The sequence below is a fragment of the Nostoc sp. genome, assembly GCF_036917555.1.
GTDB lineage: Bacteria > Cyanobacteriota > Cyanobacteriia > Cyanobacteriales > Nostocaceae > Nostoc.
In genome coordinates this window covers 1-16,444 of record NZ_JBALDD010000002.1, presented here as the reverse complement: position 1 = coordinate 16,444, position 16,444 = coordinate 1, and the positions used below count along the sequence as shown (strand labels likewise).

11 protein-coding genes are annotated in these 16,444 nt (G+C 40.5%); 6 read left to right on the top strand and 5 right to left on the bottom strand.

What is annotated here, in order from left to right:
* Window positions 1-49: 49 nt before the first annotated feature.
* From V7K60_RS00515 to V7K60_RS00505, 3 genes are all read left to right on the top strand, one after another.
* Window positions 50-238: a hypothetical protein gene (locus V7K60_RS00515; protein WP_334922052.1), complete on the top strand. Its 189-nt coding sequence runs from the start codon at window positions 50-52 to the stop codon at window positions 236-238.
* Entirely contained in the window at window positions 235-3,219 is a 2,985-nt protein-coding gene (locus V7K60_RS00510) for a lamin tail domain-containing protein (RefSeq protein ID WP_334922050.1), read from the top strand. The genes V7K60_RS00515 and V7K60_RS00510 overlap by 4 nt, the downstream gene beginning before the upstream one ends.
* A 184-nt stretch (window positions 3,220-3,403) precedes the next feature.
* Window positions 3,404-4,393, top strand: coding sequence for a DUF1350 family protein (locus V7K60_RS00505; RefSeq protein ID WP_334922048.1), 990 nt, complete (start codon window positions 3,404-3,406; stop codon window positions 4,391-4,393).
* A gap of 88 nt (window positions 4,394-4,481) precedes the next feature.
* Here the strand turns inward: V7K60_RS00505 and argC are convergent, their stop codons facing one another.
* The 3 genes from argC to V7K60_RS00490 all read right to left on the bottom strand — a co-directional run bounded on the left by argC (window position 4,482) and on the right by V7K60_RS00490 (window position 8,430).
* Window positions 4,482-5,456, bottom strand: coding sequence for an N-acetyl-gamma-glutamyl-phosphate reductase (argC, locus tag V7K60_RS00500; RefSeq protein ID WP_334922046.1), 975 nt, complete (start codon window positions 5,454-5,456; stop codon window positions 4,482-4,484).
* Window positions 5,457-5,514: 58 nt separating this feature from the next.
* Entirely contained in the window at window positions 5,515-7,029 is a 1,515-nt protein-coding gene (glpK, locus tag V7K60_RS00495) for a glycerol kinase GlpK (RefSeq protein ID WP_334922144.1), read from the bottom strand.
* Between the two features lie 288 nt (window positions 7,030-7,317).
* Window positions 7,318-8,430: an IS630 family transposase gene (locus V7K60_RS00490; RefSeq protein WP_334922044.1), complete on the bottom strand. Its 1,113-nt coding sequence runs from the start codon at window positions 8,428-8,430 to the stop codon at window positions 7,318-7,320.
* Between the two features lie 515 nt (window positions 8,431-8,945).
* Here V7K60_RS00490 and V7K60_RS00485 point away from each other — a divergent pair.
* Complete coding sequence (locus tag V7K60_RS00485; RefSeq protein WP_334922042.1) at window positions 8,946-9,635, top strand: CPBP family intramembrane glutamic endopeptidase; 690 nt, start codon at window positions 8,946-8,948, stop codon at window positions 9,633-9,635.
* A gap of 30 nt (window positions 9,636-9,665) precedes the next feature.
* Here V7K60_RS00485 and V7K60_RS00480 read toward each other — a convergent pair whose 3' ends face one another.
* Both V7K60_RS00480 and V7K60_RS00475 read right to left on the bottom strand, forming a co-directional pair.
* Window positions 9,666-10,835 (bottom strand): PAS domain S-box protein, encoded by a 1,170-nt coding sequence (locus V7K60_RS00480; protein ID WP_334922040.1) that lies wholly within the window; start codon window positions 10,833-10,835, stop codon window positions 9,666-9,668.
* Window positions 10,836-12,071: 1,236 nt separating this feature from the next.
* On the bottom strand, window positions 12,072-12,374 hold the full coding sequence (locus V7K60_RS00475; protein ID WP_334922038.1) for a hypothetical protein: 303 nt from the start codon (window positions 12,372-12,374) through the stop codon (window positions 12,072-12,074).
* Window positions 12,375-12,784: 410 nt separating this feature from the next.
* Here V7K60_RS00475 and V7K60_RS00470 point away from each other — a divergent pair, with 410 nt between their 5' ends.
* Complete coding sequence (locus V7K60_RS00470; protein WP_334922036.1) at window positions 12,785-13,246, top strand: tellurite resistance TerB family protein; 462 nt, start codon at window positions 12,785-12,787, stop codon at window positions 13,244-13,246.
* Window positions 13,247-13,639: 393 nt separating this feature from the next.
* The gene (gene mutS / locus V7K60_RS00465; protein ID WP_334922034.1) at window positions 13,640-16,255 is read left to right on the top strand and encodes a DNA mismatch repair protein MutS; all 2,616 of its coding nucleotides are present in this window, start codon (window positions 13,640-13,642) and stop codon (window positions 16,253-16,255) included.
* The last annotated feature ends 189 nt before the right edge of the window (window positions 16,256-16,444 follow it).

The window sequence follows — 16,444 nt, the reverse complement described above, 5'->3', positions numbered from 1 at the left end:
ATGTAACCTATCTACAATTGATTTCCATAATGATACGCAGATAGTAAATATGAAATTTTTAAATAAAAATTTAAGAGCGATCGCCACAGTAAATGTGAATCAAGATGGTAGATTCTCTTACACAATGGGAAACCTAAAAGCGGCGTTACTCACTCCAGCATGGAACCTCAGAATCAGCCATGAATGCAATAGATCGCACTCATTCAAACGTAATCAGGAGCTAGTAAAGCATAAATGAGTCTACTTTTAAAATATCTTTTAGCGCCCAATAATAGACTTCATAAATGCTATAAAAGACTACTAAGTAGCTTTACTTTATCACTGTGTGCCCTGAGTTGCTGGACACAAGTCGCTCAAGCTGAAGGTAGTCGCACACTATATCCCAGTAGCGCCACAGCCAGCAGTAGCAGAGCTAACCTGGAATGGCGTACCAACACTTATGGTAATCTTGTGCTGCGACGAACCTTGCTTAAGGTCTACGCCAACAAAGATGAGTACATTCTTTTGGGTTCCAGCGCAGTTGGGCTAAATAATAATAATGGTAATATCCGGGTTTACAACCCCGGTCGTGTCACTGGCAGTATTGGCAGTGAAACTATACCTAATACACCAGATTTTCTGTGTACCTCTCAAGCTGGACGGGGGTTTATCTCAACTCGCCAACAGGAGTTAAATGGCCCTTATCCTGTTTTTACTTCAGTTACCGCTAGTACAACCAATCCCAACTATGTCCCCTGTTACTATAAAGCTCCATCCACAGGAATTTATGACATCGTTTTTTACGGGTCTGTTGGGGGTAACGCTGCAAATGATGGTTCTCCAACTGGTGAGATTAATTTGAGTAATGCAAACAACTTTGGTACTCAACAAGGAAGTAGTGTTGCAGCTTGGGATGTAACAGTACGGAGCAGCGATCAAACTTCAACAACTGATTTAAACGGACGGTTATTCAGCTACTATCTGGCCCTATTTACTGGTAGTAATGGTAGATACCTCAACTTCCCAGTCTATCCTGTAACCATAGATGGCTTCCGATATAAAGTAGAACTCAGGGGTACAGACCCGAATGGATTCGTTCTCTATGGTAATCAGACTGGCTTTTTTGATAGTGATGGTAAAACGCCTCTCTATCATGACCTACTAGGGACGGATAATCAGTTGGCAAGTCCCCAAGGTGGTGTTAGCTTGGCTCGTCCCCAATATGCTACCTTTTTCAACTCCATCGACGCCAGCGCACTTCCATACATTGAACGTTACAAATCAGATGGCAGTTTAGATGGAACTGGCATTCCCCTTAGCCCAATTATTCCTCTTATCAGTAACTTACAATTCAACGGCACAGTTACAGGAAATAATAGTTCTTACGGTACAGGCGGTACTTTTAACTTTGGCAGCAATGTCACAGGTATTTATGAACTCATTATTAGCCGAGACGGTAGTAATTTTGATCCGACCAACTCACAAAACCGTCTTGTGCGAGGGATTATGACCACAACAGGACAGCAAGCGGTTAGTTGGGATGGTAAAGATAACAGTGGTAATTTTTTTCCAGTTAGCAGTAATTATAAAGTCAGAGTCAGAACCTTTGGAGGTGAATATCACTTTCCCTTGCTAGATGCGGAAAACAATTTTACTGGTGGCCCTACTATTACAATGCTGAATGCCACTAATCCACTCGGCAACACCAGAGGATTTTATGATGATCGCGGTTATAAAACCATCAGTGGTTCTACCGTTGGCACTGTCGGTCAAGTACTTTGTGGTATTGCTCCACCAACAACAGCCTTCAGCGACCCAATTAATGGCTTTGACACCGCCAGCAATGACCGGAAATTTGGTCAGTCTGGTAACGCTGGTAACGCTGGGACATCATGCAACGGTTCTTTTGGAGATGCTAAAGGGCTGGATTTATGGACTTATTATCCTGGTCAAACTCAACCAACTCCATTTAATATTATTGATGCAGTTTCACCCAACGTTAGTAAAGTCATAATAAATGAAGTTTTGTATAACGAAACGGGTACTACTACTAACACTAACGATGAGTTTATTGAACTTTATAATGCTTCCTCATCAAGTGTAGATTTAAGTGATTTTAAGTTAGCAGATGGACATTTAACTGCTAATGATAATGATAGTACTAACGGGTTTACTTATACATTCCCTAACGGCACAACTTTACAACCAGGGAAATATGCTGTGATTTGGATTGGGGATAACAACGCCAATCATCAAGCAACAGCAGCAGCTTTTCAAGCTTGGTTGGGACAAACTCCTAAACTCAACAACTTAGGTGATGATATCTGGTTATACGATAGTCAGAATAAAATTATTGACTATATTGCCTATGGCAGTGCTAATGAAATTAATACACCTCCTGCAAGTGTTCTCAATCTTTGGGAAAATACTTATCAGTCTTCTCTTGTTGGGGCTACTACTGGACAATCTATCAGCTTAACTCCCAATGGGCAGGATACAAATGCTAGTGCTTGCTGGGAAGCAACTACTAGTAATAACGCCAGCACACGTTGTCCAAACTATCTACCAACTAGAGACACTGATACTACAGGTAGTCGTGTTACCAGCGTCGGCGAAAGCAATAACGGTGCTACTGTTGTGAATGCAAAGCTTTTGTTAATTAAACGCATCACCCGCTTCAATAACCAAGATTTAACTGATATTGTGGATGGTCGCAGTGACGTTGCTACTAATGCCAGTAACTATGTACCAGAACCTTATGCTACTGATGATAGCGATCCTAAATGGCCTGTTGGCTACTTGCGAGGATTAATTAATGCTGGCACTGTCAAACCGGGAGATGAATTGGAATACACGATATATTTCCTTTCCAATGGTCTTGGTAATGCAACTAATGTGAAATTCTGCGACTTAGTTCCGACTAATGTTAATTTTATTCCTACTGCTTTTAATGGTATGACTCCTAATGATGGTGGCTTACCAGGAGCAGATCAAGGAATTGCCCTAGCTATTGGTTCTACTACACCTACACTTTATCTCACTAATGTAGCAGATAGCGATCGCGGGCGTTTTTATACAGCTAACGACTCAGCCACACCATCATACTGTGGTACTAACACCAATGGAGCAGTAGTGGTCAATATTACAGTCCCAAGTTTTCCCAATCTACCCGCAGCTACTGGATCTGGCACGCCAGCCAATTCTTATGGTTTTGTCCGCTTCCGCGCTAAGGTGAAATAGTCTTAACCACCGCTAAATAGTGGAATTAACGCCATTAGGAAAATTCCGGCTGTTCAGTAACGAGGCGATCGCAGCTTGTTCACCGAAGCATCACAGTTTGGCAAAAATATCTCTTAAAGAATCCGAAAAGTAGCAACTTCAGTTTGAAGATTCAGCATATACCTACAAATAAGTCATGGTAAATATGAATCTAAAACTGAGATTTAAACCAGTTTCTCACAGTTGGGTTGCTCTACATCCAAAGCCTAAAGGAGTAATTCAATTTATTGCCGGGGCTTTCTTTGGTACATTTGGCCCGATGCTTTTTTATCGTTATCTACTTCAATCTTTATTTGAGCAGGGATATACAATTATTCTTTTGCCATTTAATTTTACTTTTAACCATTATGTAGAAGCTGGTTTTCTCATGAGAGAACAATATGAAATTCTGCCAGAGCTTGTGAAAATGGCAAATGTTGCAGGATATGATTATCAAGCCTATCTAGATGATAAAAACTTTTCTTGGATTGGGCATAGCCTTGGCTGTAAATATATCTCGCTGTTAGAAGGATTTACTGCTTTACCTCCAGACGCTCAAGATAGAGAGCAGTTTATTCGGAATCTACTATCTAAAACTTCCGATGAGTCACAGATAGAAAGTGTTATTGCAGATATTAACATTCTCTTTGATGAACTAACCCTAAAAAGGGATGAAGTTAAAAAATTAATTTATAGTTATGTGCATAAAAATATCAATATTAACAGTGTCTTCATTAAAGGACAGGTTTCTATCCTCTTAGCACCTGCTATTGCTGACACAGGGAGCGCAATTCGTCCTCAATTTTTAGCGGATATCATCGATAATCTTGGTTGGGGTGTGAAACCAACTGTTGAAGAAACCCAGCATTTAATCAAGGATAGTGGGCTATTTAATATCATGGGTTTAGTCTGTTTCAAATCAGACAATATTGCTAAATCAACCTGTCAATGGTTTACTAATATTCTGCAAAAGCCACCTAAAGATTTTCGGAAAACTGTAGCAGGTGGACATTTAAGACCTTTAGGTATTCAGTTTGGTAAGTATGTCATTAATTTTTTTGATAAACCGTTAATTGAATCAGTTCAAGAGCGAAACAAAGCATTTGAGCATAATGTAATTCAATTGCTTGAGGAACTGAAAGAAAAATCAAGATAATGGGCATTGGGCATGGGGCAGAGAGGAAAAACTTACTGCAATTTCTCCTCTGCTCCCCACTCCCCACTCCCCACTCCCTAACTCTCTTTCATGACAATCCCAATTCTTCTGGAAAACCAAGCATGATGTTTAGGTTTTGGACTGCGGCTCCTGATGCGCCCTTACCCAGGTTGTCAAGACGAGCAACTAGCAAGACTTCTTTGGTAGTGTCATTAGCAAATACAAGAACCTGAACAATATTAGTACCGTTCATTGCGATCGCATCTAGAAATGTTTCGTTTCTCAGTAGAGTCGAATCTTGGAATGGAGCAACCTGCACGAACTTTTCACTTTGGTAGTAATCAGCGATCGCATCATGAATAATCTTACCTGATGGTGGATTATCCAAAGTTGCCAGTGGTAAAGGTACTTGTACTAGCATCCCCTGCTCAAAATCTCCCACTGCTGGTACAAACAGCGGCGGTGATGTTAACCCCGAATACTGCTGCATTTCCTTGACGTGCTTATGCCCAAACTGCAAACCGTAGATGCCATAAGGGTAGAGCGACTCTGCCCCGGCTTGCTGTTCATGGAAGGTATGGTACTGTTTAATGAGATTCTTTCCGCCACCAGAGTAACCTGACACTGCATTAACGGTGATCGGAAAATTACTATTTAGGAGTTCTTTGGCAATCAACGGACGGATACAGGCTAAAAATCCTGTGGGATAACAGCCCGGATTGCTGACAAACTGGGCGCTGGCGATTTTCTCTCGCTGTCCTGGGTTTAGTTCAGGGAAACCATATACCCAGTTCTTAGCTGTGCGATGGGCTGTGCTAGCATCAAGGATCTTAACCCTAGTATTACTGACTAAGCTAACAGCTTCGCGGGCTGCATCATCAGGCAGGCAGAGAATGATAATATCAACAGCATTGATTAGTTTGGTTCGCTCAGTTGCATCTTTACGCTTAGATGCTTCAATGCTAACTAACTCGATATCATCACGTTGGTTCAGGCGTGAGTAAATTTGTAAGCCTGTAGTTCCTGATTCCCCATCAATGAAAATCTTCGGTTTAGTAGTCATGCGCTTCTTATATGTGTTTCAGGATATGAATTTTCGCTTTAACTCGTTTTTGGATCAGCTACTCCTCCCAAGCTAGAGTACGTTTCACTGCTTTTTGCCAAGTACCAAAGTTGGACAAGGGGAAATCACTCCTCGGCTCAAACACACGCTCAATTTGTCGTTGTTCCACCAGTGCTTCATAGCTCTCCCAAAATCCTACAGCTAAACCTGCTGCAAATGCTGCACCCTGAACGGTCGTATCGCGCATTATCGGACGTTCAACTGGAATACCTAAAATATCAGCTTGAAACTGCATCAAAAAATTATTCTTGCAGGCACCACCATCTACGGTTAATCGCCCAACTGGAGTACTGCTAGATGCGTTAATTGCTTGCACCACCTCCAGAACTTGATAAGCGATCGCTTCCAGCACAGCCCGAACTAGATGCTCTGGTTGTACACTGGCGGTAATGCCGAAAAAAGCTCCCCTGGCGCTCATATCCCAGTAGGGTGCGCCCAGTCCACTAAATGCTGGCACAAAGTAGACTCCGCCATTATCTTTTACCTGATTGGCCATCGCTTCAGTTTCAGCAGCAGTTTTAATCAGCTTCAGGCGATCGCGCAACCATTGAATACAAGCTCCACTAGTAAACATACTGCCTTCTAGGGCATAGCCGACATCTAAAGTCTCGCTGGTATTTGCTTGTGTCCATGCCACTGTAGAAATGAGTTGATGGTGCGATCGCACAATTTGATCGCTTGTATGAGCAACTAAAAAGCTACCAGTACCGTAGGTGCATTTGATCAAACCGGGGCGATCGCAGCCATGACCAAATAGAGCCGCTTGCTGATCCCCCAAGATGGCAGTAATAGGAATTTCAGCGCCTAATAAAGTCGCATCAGTAACTCCAAATACTCCTAAACTCGGTTGAATCTGGGGCAAAATGTCAGCCGGAATTTGAAATAGATCCAGCAAAATCTCATCCCATTCACAGGTTTTGAGATTCATCAACATTGTACGGCTGGCGTTGCTGTGGTCAGTAGCATGGACTTTTCCACCTGTGAGGTTCCATAGCACCCAGGTATCAATAGTACCTGCTAAGACATTGTTCAGGTCAATATCAGTAAAATTGTCTAATAGCCATCGGAGTTTGGTAGCAGAAAAGTAAGCATCAATGATTAATCCGGTGCGATCGTAAATTTCATCAGCGTAGCCTTGCTCTTGTAACTGGTTGCAAAGGGGAGCAGTGCGGCGATCTTGCCAGACGATCGCTCTATGGAGTGGTTTACCAGTAGTTTTGTCCCAAATCAAACAGGTTTCGCGCTGTACAGTTAGTCCCAAGGCGGCGATCGCTGATGGCGCAATCTGGGCATTTTCAATTGCGGTTTGCATCACCCAACAGGTATCCTGCCAGATTTGTTGAGGGTCATGTTCTAACCATCCTGGCTGAGGATAATACTGAGTTAATTCTTTATATGCCTGCCCAACAATCTTGCCGTCTGCGTTAAATACAAAGGCGCGGTTGCCTGTCGTACCTAAATCCAGTGCTAAGATGTAGCCCAATAATGGAGTTTTTTTGCCAAATGTGTGCATAGCCGCTTTTAATGCTGCGTAGGCGTAGCCCGCCATAAGTATCGCAATTTTAGGAATACGCGCTCAATCAGATATACATTATTTTAGGTACATTTGGAATTCCCTGTTTGTATAACACTAGGATTTGACAAAAAGCTATACTTAGGACGATGGGTATTAATTGTCCGCCTTAAATCCCATATCCTTCATAACATTGCAGCAGCCTATGCATTTTAATTATGTGTAAGTAGATCGGCACAGGAAATCATTATAAAAATGCTGCGATCAAGGGAATAAGCTGTTCCACATTTAACTTGCCATAACAGCATTACCTTTATATTTGACTCGACGTGTCCATTTAATAATTAATTCGCCTTGATTGAGCAGTCGGTCTAATAAATTTTTTAATTGCTCAACTGATTGAAATAACCGATGAGCAATATATTCCTTAGCTGAATGCCACACTAGCTCGATTAGATTATAATCAGGGCTATAAGGTGGCAGAAAATGCAGTTGAATATTTGGCATATTCTGCTCTACTTCGACCAACATTGTTTTCTTTTTGTGATAGCTAGCATTATCTAAAACAATTAAGATATTTGGCCCTTTATCAATAAAATCTTCAGCCTTGTTACCTAAGTCTACCCATTCTTGAAAGACCTGTTCATATAGCTGTTGTAATTGCTGATAGAAGATATCACTGTTTCCTTTCTCTACAAAATAACAAATCCTTTTTCGGTCATGAAATCTTACTGCGCCCATTATATTGACTTTGCCACTGCTGCGTTGTCCTGTAACTTTTTTTCTTTGACCTTTTCGACTCCAATTTTTCCGGCGGATTACTCTTAAGCTAAAACCTGATTCATCCCAGAACCAGACTTGAAGCTTTTTTGGCTCTATTTTTGACACTTCCAGATATTCAACTAACTTCTCTTTAAATGCTGCTCTTTTAGATAGGTCTTGCTTGTCTTCTAAACTATACTTTGCCCAAAGGTAAACGTACTTTTTTTTAAGTAGTATCCTCCTGATTTGTTCTCCACTTAACCCTATTCCTGTTTGCTCCAAGAGGTAAGTTGCTAATCTGGCCGCTGTCCATCTACCAAATTCGTACCCTAACTCTGATGGCACTTTCTCAATTGTTGACATTAACAATTCAATATACTCATCTGTAGCCTTGGAATGATTTCCTTTCTCTCGTTTATCTTTCAAGCTTTCTAAGTTGTCTGGATCACCATGCACGCACCAATACACTACTGTCCTTAGTCCGCATCCTAGAAACTCACTAATTTCTGCATAAGTCTTGCCATCATTCATTAGCAGCAACATTAATGCTCTTTCTCTAACCAATGCACTCTCACCTTCTCTTATAGCTTTTTGTAAGTTTTCTTTCTGTTCACCTTTGAGGAATCCTTTGGCTGGCATGATACACAAACTTGAGTTTATTTTATTGCTATTTTATGCGACTTAAATGTGGAACAGCTTATTACACACATATTCATCCAAGTTTTAGTATTAAATTTATGTGACATTTATGTGACAACGTAGAAAGTGTCACCATATTCAAGTCTGATTATAATACTCAGGTTTTACAGTTTGAATATAAAAAGTAATAGTAAACCTCATCCATTTTGAAACTTGGAGTATTGTGGGCAAAATGTCTGCTATTTATAGATGGTATCAAAATTGCTTCCACTACGTTTAATATCATGTTAGGTTAAACCCTTATAATATCTGTGTTTGAGGAACCAAACTCAACATTTATATCCTTGTTAATGTTGGATTTCACTACCTTACGCCTATGGAGAAGCAAGCTCCAACATAACCTACATTGATAGATTTTATTATAAGTAATCACCCAAACTTGATATCAAAACTATGGTTCTCAAAATAGATGTGGTTTAAGAATTCAAATCATCGAAATACAACAATATTTTCGCATGTTAAAACCTAACCAAAATCGAAATGCACTACTAGCTCTGTTGTTGCTTGTGCCAGTTCCAAGTATTGGTATTACAACTCAACTGTATATGCTCCCTGGAACTAAAGGACATTTAATAGCTTTATTATCTAAAATCTGGTTATTGCTAGTACCCATTATTTGGTTATTATTTGTCGATAAAGAGAATTTAAAATTTGAATATCCTAAAAGACGCGATTTGTTAACTGGAGTCGGATTAGGGTTATTAATGCTAGGCATCATCTTGATTGTTTATTGGCTGCTGGGCGCAAAATGGATAGATGTTGAATATGTTCGCGATCGAGCAACGCAAGTTGGATTGAACAGTTTTGTGATTTACTTAGTAGGTTCAGGATATTGGATATTTGTCAACTCTTTGCTTGAGGAATTTGTCTGGCGTTGGTTTGTCTATCGTAAATGTAAAATTTTGGTATCAAGTCCTTTAGCTGTAGTACTGTCTGCACTATTTTTTACAATTCATCACGTTGTTGGTTTGGCAGCTTACTTCGACTGGCGTGCGACAACATTATGCTCATTGGGGGTGTTTCTAGCAGGGGCGGTTTGGTCATGGTGCTACTTAAATTATTGCTCGATTTGGCCTGGATACATCAGCCATGTTTTTGCAGATATAGCAATTTTCCTGATTGGCTGGCAACTTATCTTTGCTTAACAAAAATGTAATCAATCTCTAGCGAACTAATTAATCAAAATCTCTCAATATAATGTGTTTTTTTAAGTCGAAACTGATTATACCTTCTTCTTGTAATTTGCCCATCAATCGTGTGATTGTTACCCTAGTGGTGCAGCAGGCGCTAGCAATATCTTCGTGAGTAAAGCGAACACTTAGGCGAGTCCCCTCTGGTACAGTTTCACCTACTTCTCGTTTCAAAAGTTGTAATAGATGATGGAAGCGTTCTTGTACTCGCCGTCTTCCACAAATGGCTAAAAAAGATTCTGTTTGCTGTAACCGGTGATTAATTTTTGGTAGAAGTGTATGGCTAAGTGTCGGAGAAGCTGCTACCTCTACCGCGTAAATTGACACCAACTCAACATCAGCAAGGACTGTTGCTTGGTAAATGTTTAAAGATGTCAAACTAGAACCAAAAACCATTCCTGCTGTTGCCAATCCTATCAGCACTTCTTCACCCGTTTCGTAGTAGGTACTGAGTTTGACCAAACCCTGAGAAACATACCAAATTACTAATGGGTTGAGGGGAATAGTTTCTCCCTTAACATATTTATGTATGGGGCGATCGTTGAAGATGTCACTGTCGCCCTTGACTATTGCTGATTCTAAATGCTGACGCTCAGTAATATTACGCAGCATCCAGCGCAGAGAGATTGCCTTACCTTGGTGATTGCGGATAACTGCCACTGTCAAAGCTGCATCAAAGAACTTGCCATAACGTTGCTGCAAACGTACAAATAACTCTCTAACTCTGTCTGATTGCGATAGCTGCATCAGTTCGTTACAAACTTGCTGACGTTCTTCTAGAAGAACAAAGTTAACTATTGGTTTGCCTACTAAAAAATGCTTTGAAACATTCAACAACTTAGCTGCGGTGAGATTAGCTTCTTGAATGATTCCTTCTGTATTAGTCACTAAATAGCCGTCTGGCGCCAACTCAAATAAATCTTCGTAGTGTTGGCGTTGTGCCTCTAGCCAATTTCGTGTTTTTACTAGTTCCTCGTTTTGCTGATAAAGTTCCTCCGCCGCTAACTGTACTATCTTTGAGGTGTTATAAAGTTCCTTAAAAGCTTGTGGTAGCAGATCCGGGGAAATCCAAGGTAGTACACTAGCAGTTTGGAATAAATCTGCTAAACGCTTGTGCAATACTTCTGCGCGTTGGATAAATTTTTCTATGTTCACCTTAAATTCCCGCTACTTGCTTGCAGAGGTTGAGCAAAAAAATCTACTAGGTAAATCCTTGAGAAAATTGCAACATTCCTAATTTTACTGAGTAATAAATTTAACTGGTTATATACGATTTTTATGCAATTGAACTTATAAAATTAGATTATTTTAGGTATTCGACAATTGATATCCTACAGTCGCTACAGATGGGCAAGTTTTTAAATAACACGTATCGCATTCAAGCTAGATGCTCAAAGTAAATTGAATCTAGCAAATTACAAAGTGTCCATTGATAACTTTCGCCACTCAGATGTTTTTTTCTAATAAATTTAATAAATCTTACGGTATTTTGCTAAGTATTACTTCTACCTTTGGTCAGAAAATTCTGTAAACTCAGTTAAATACGAGTGCCAAATCTGCCATCTAAGATTATGCTAATTTTTGACTAAACTGATAAGCTAGTCAAAATTATCACTAGCAAAGAGCAGATACCACAGTTGGAAAACCCTACATTTCAACCTTAATTTCTGACTATTTATTATTGTTGAACCCACTTTGTCATTCCCCCAATGTAATGATTTAGTGCTAATGATAATTGTTTCCATTGTTACTAAGAATAACTGATAAGACTTTCCCCAACTTCCATCACAAGAATCAAGCAACTACTACTAAAGACATAGAATACAAGTTAAGTTTGTTTGTGATTATGAATACGTTGCCTATTAATAAAATTTACAACCAGATTCTCAACTTCTTTAAGAAGTTGGGAACCTGAGCCTTTCGATTTTCAAATTCATTATGAAACTATCTGGCACAGGTAACAAGTAAAACTAGTGAGAACAAGCAATAGTCGAACTCATAGTATCTAGAATTGAAAAGATAGATATTAATAAGTTAAAAAGAATTGTATAGAAAAACACATATCAAGTTAATAATTATCCGCCTCTTTAGTTAGAGGATAAATGAAGTAGTAAGCTGGTGTAATTTAACAATGCGTAACAGCTAATCAACGCGCAAGTTATAAGGAGTGATGGGTGAGGTGTCAATGCTATAAAATCTCGTCACTCCTTTTTACTTACATCAGTTTGTTAGCTTAACGAATGCCATCATTTCTTGACAAATTATCTTCTTGAGTGTTGGCAGATTGAGACTTTTTAGCTCTGATTAAAGAGATGCTCTTTTGATCTAGCTTGACATCGGCGGCATAGAGTTGAGCGATTTTGTTCCAAACTTTCTCGTCAGTAATTTCAGTTAAGGCGTTTGATTCCGTTCAACATCAGACTGGAGAGCAGTTAGCATTGGCGTTTCAACTCTCATTTTAGAAACTGCTAGAGAGCTTGCTATTTCTGCTGTAGGTGCTTGACTGGGATTGCTTGGAATTTCTACCAATTTAGGGGGAGACTGGATACCCAGGTGGGATAAATCTGCAACCCATTGGGCTTGGATAGAATTTAAGCGATCGCTGTGGTATTTTCTTAAATAAGACTCGCGAGCGCTTGGTGTAAGTTTACTATAATTTTTTACTGTTAATTCAGCCTGCTGTAGCTGAGGCAAAAATGCTTTGGGACTATATAACCCCAAAATAGCATTGATTGGACGACATTTACGTTAGTTTGCTGGGTTGTGCTAAAGAGCATGAACGCTTATTTATGAGATGCTATTGGTAGCTTGCTTACCCGTAGGGATAGTTTCTTAATCTTCCTGATTGGATTGTGCTAACAAGATGTGTTTACACTGTATCCCTTTAAGCTATGTAGCATACACAAGTACTAAAAACCTCGATCGTTCAAGGCAACTTAACCGTTTTTATACGCAGATTAATATATTCTCTGGGTATTTTTTATGAAAAAAAGATTCATCCCAATGTATATTTCTGCATTCTTTTGGGAATCATAAATCGAGGAAGAATTATAGACCACAAGGTATTACTTCCTGAAATATCACGTAACTGTTAGAGGATAATTATGTCTAAACGCAAGTTGCCCAAAGGCCGTAGTATTAGTTCAGTTGCTCTAGAACCAGAAGTTGCGATCGCAATCCTTGGGTTGTTTTCTGCAGCTGCTGATGGTGAAGGTATTTCTTCAACAGAAGAATATGCTTTGAGTGAATTTCTCGGTCGGGTTGACTTATTTGAAGATTACTCTGAAGAAGACTTTGAAGAATTGAACGAAAAAGTCGTCAGCTTGATTGAAGAAGAAAAACCAGAAGATTTAATCGCCCAGTCCATCGAATCCTTACCCAATAGAAATTATCGTGAAGCTGCATACATCACAGCTATCTTAGTAGTAGGGATTGACGAAGAAGTACCCGAAAGTGAACAAGATTATATCTCTGAGCTTCAAGAAGCCTTAAATATTTCAGACGAACGCGCACAAGAACTTATAGACGCAGTGTTTGAAGAGGAAGAAGAGGAAGAAGAGGAGTAATCTTTTTTGAATTGCAACCTCACTCATCTACCATCTTTAATTTGGGGTTGCTAAATTTAGAATATGAAATAATTTGATTTGGGTTAAGTTGTTCAGATTCCCGGCTTCATGAAGAAGTTGGGAATTTTGCATTTTATCAAAATTAATCCGATAGAACACTAATTAGAAATTAGACAAAAATCACCAAAAAGCTGAATTGATAAATTTGTAGAGTTATCCAGAACCCTTGTAGAGATTGTAACACTGCTAAATCTCTATTTTTCGGAGATGCCTAGACAATGCACCACCATTTTTCAGATAAAGGTAAAATATCCTTGAGCGATTGACATTCAACTTTCACATCACGTTATTATCAGATATTGTGGAATTTCCGTGCATAACTCGATAGCATCTATGACCGCCTCTCACTCCGAAACTCCATCTAGCAAGCCCGATGCAAGTACTTTTATTTCTGACCATCAACAGGTAGATCGCAGTAAGCTAAGTCAAATGTACTTGCATTATGTCGAGACGAAGGATAAATATCCTCACGCGGTATTGCTGTATCGGGTAGGAGATTTCTTTGAATGCTATTTCCAAGATGCTGTAAAACTAGCGCAAGAATTGGAATTAGTTCTCACTAGTAAGCAAGCTGGGGAACAGGGACGGGTGGCGATGTCTGGTGTTCCGCATCACGCTTGGGAACGCTACGCGACGATGCTGGTAGAAAAAGGCTACGCAGTGGTAATTTGCGATCAAGTAGAAGATGCTTCTGAAGCTGCTGGGAGATTGGTGCGACGAGAAGTAACGCGCATTCTGACTCCTGGGACTTTGCTGGAAGAGGGAATGCTCAAATCCAGTCGCAATAATTACCTTGCAGCAGTAGTAATTGCCGCAAATCATTGGGGTTTAGCTTATGCAGATATCTCTACAGGTGAATTTCTCACTACTCAAGGTAGTGATTTAGAGCATTTGACACAAGAATTAATGCGCTTGCAACCATCAGAGGTGTTAGTTCCAACAAATGCGCCTGATTTGGGGAGTTTGCTGCGTCCGGGAGAAACTTCGCCACATCTGCCGGAGTGTTTGCCACCATCATTTTGTTATAGTTTGCGATCGCAACTTCCCTTTTCTCAAGGAGAAGCTAGACCTAGATTATTGCAGAAATTTAAAGTGCGATCGCTCGAAGGACTTGGTTGCGATCGTCTTCCTCTCGCCGTCCGTGCAGCCGGTGGTCTTCTGGAATACCTGGAAGATACTCAAAAAGAAAACCCTGTCACCCTTCAAAGACTCCGCAGCTACACTGTCACCGACTACCTAATTGTTGACAATCAAACCCGCCGTAACCTGGAAATTACTCAAACCGTTCGAGATGGCACTTTTCACGGTTCCCTACTTTGGGCGTTAGATAAAACTAGTACAGCAATGGGTGGGCGGGCTTTGCGGCGGTGGTTGTTGCAACCCCTACTCGATATTAAAGGTATTCGGGCGCGGCAAGATACCATCCAAGAATTGATGGAAAATACGCCTCTGCGTCAAGATTTACGGCAGTTATTACGGCAAATTTATGATTTGGAACGCCTCACAGGAAGGGCGGGTTCTGGTACAGCTAATGCTAGAGATTTAGTGGCTTTGGCAGATTCCCTCTCACGTTTACCAGAATTATCTAATTTAGTAGTTGAGACGCGTTCTCCTTTCTTGAAAGCTTTGCAGAAAGTCCCAAGTGTGTTGGAAGAATTGGCACAAAAGTTACACTTACATCTTGTAGAGTCGCCACCCATCCAAATTAAGGAAGGCGGATTAATTCGTCCCAGTGTAAATCCTCTATTGGATGAAAGGAAGGCGACTGTAGAAGCAGACCAGCAATGGATTGCCAACTTGGAAGTTGATGAGAGGGCTAAAACAGGAATTTCCACACTGAAGGTAGGATTTAACAAAACCTTTGGTTATTACATCAGTATTTCTCGCACCAAAGCAGACCTTGTACCCGCCAACTATATCCGCAAGCAAACCCTGACCAATGAGGAACGTTACATCACGCCAGATTTAAAAGAACGAGAAGCTAGAATTCTCACAGCGCGAGATGATTTAAATCAGTTGGAATATGAGATTTTTACGGCGTTGCGGGAAGAGGTAGCACAAGAGGCGGAAGTAATTCGCAATCTGTCTCGTGCAGTAGCGGCAGCGGATGTGTTGTGTGGTTTAGCTGAGTTAGCGGTACATCAAGGTTACTGTCGTCCCGAAATGTTACCAGGAAGAGAGATAAATATTGTTGATGGTCGTCATCCGGTAGTGGAACAGTCTTTACCTGCGGGGTTCTTTGTGCCGAATTCGACGCAATTGGGTCAAGAGTCATTAGCAGATGACCAAGAACAAATAACAAATCACCAAGGACAAAAGACAAATGACAGTCCCGATTTAATTATTCTTACCGGGCCAAACGCCAGTGGCAAAAGTTGTTATTTGCGTCAAGTGGGATTGATTCAGTTAATGGCGCAGATTGGTAGTTTTGTACCAGCTAGGTTTGCCAGATTGGGTATATGCGATCGCATTTTCACCCGTGTCGGTGCAGTAGATGATTTAGCAACTGGTCAATCTACCTTCATGGTGGAGATGAATGAAACCGCAAATATTCTCAACCATGCCACATCTAGGTCGCTGGTATTATTAGATGAAATTGGTCGCGGGACAGCAACATTTGATGGTCTTTCCATCGCTTGGGCGGTGGCAGAATATATAGCAGTGGATATTCGTTCACGCACAATTTTTGCCACGCATTACCATGAGTTAAATGAACTGGCTAGCATTATACCGAATGTAGCTAACTATCAGGTGACAGTGAAAGAATTACCCGACCAAATTATCTTTTTGCATCAAGTTCAACCAGGAGGTGCTGATAAGTCTTATGGAATTGAAGCGGGAAGATTGGCGGGTTTACCAGCCGTCGTTATTCAACGCGCAAAACAAGTCATGGGGCAAATTGAAAAACACAGTAAGATTGCGATGGGACTGCAAAATCTTGATGGGTAAGCAAGTTTGTAGTAAGGACTTTAGTCCTTATTTTCTCAGCACTAAAGTGCTTATAGCGCTTCTTGTTTGTGTGAGTTATACCCGTAGGGGCACGGCAGTGCCCATTGGTGTCAACTTAAGAAGGTAAAGCCCAAATTTGTTGAGTGTAAGCGTCAATCTCTCGATAGCGCTTACGCCTGGCTTTGATTA

Bases quoted from the DNA above. Each gene is read 5' to 3' on its own strand.
- V7K60_RS00490 (WP_334922044.1), bottom strand. From the start codon at position 8,430: ATGCCAGCCAAAGGATTCCTCAAAGGTGAACAGAAAGAAAACTTACAA.
- V7K60_RS00515 (WP_334922052.1), top strand. From the start codon at position 50: ATGAAATTTTTAAATAAAAATTTAAGAGCGATCGCCACAGTAAATGTG.
- mutS (WP_334922034.1), top strand. From the start codon at position 13,640: ATGACCGCCTCTCACTCCGAAACTCCATCTAGCAAGCCCGATGCAAGT.
- argC (WP_334922046.1), bottom strand. From the start codon at position 5,456: ATGACTACTAAACCGAAGATTTTCATTGATGGGGAATCAGGAACTACA.
- V7K60_RS00510 (WP_334922050.1), top strand. From the start codon at position 235: ATGAGTCTACTTTTAAAATATCTTTTAGCGCCCAATAATAGACTTCAT.
- glpK (WP_334922144.1), bottom strand. From the start codon at position 7,029: ATGCACACATTTGGCAAAAAAACTCCATTATTGGGCTACATCTTAGCA.
- V7K60_RS00485 (WP_334922042.1), top strand. From the start codon at position 8,946: ATGTTAAAACCTAACCAAAATCGAAATGCACTACTAGCTCTGTTGTTG.
- V7K60_RS00470 (WP_334922036.1), top strand. From the start codon at position 12,785: ATGTCTAAACGCAAGTTGCCCAAAGGCCGTAGTATTAGTTCAGTTGCT.
- V7K60_RS00505 (WP_334922048.1), top strand. From the start codon at position 3,404: ATGAATCTAAAACTGAGATTTAAACCAGTTTCTCACAGTTGGGTTGCT.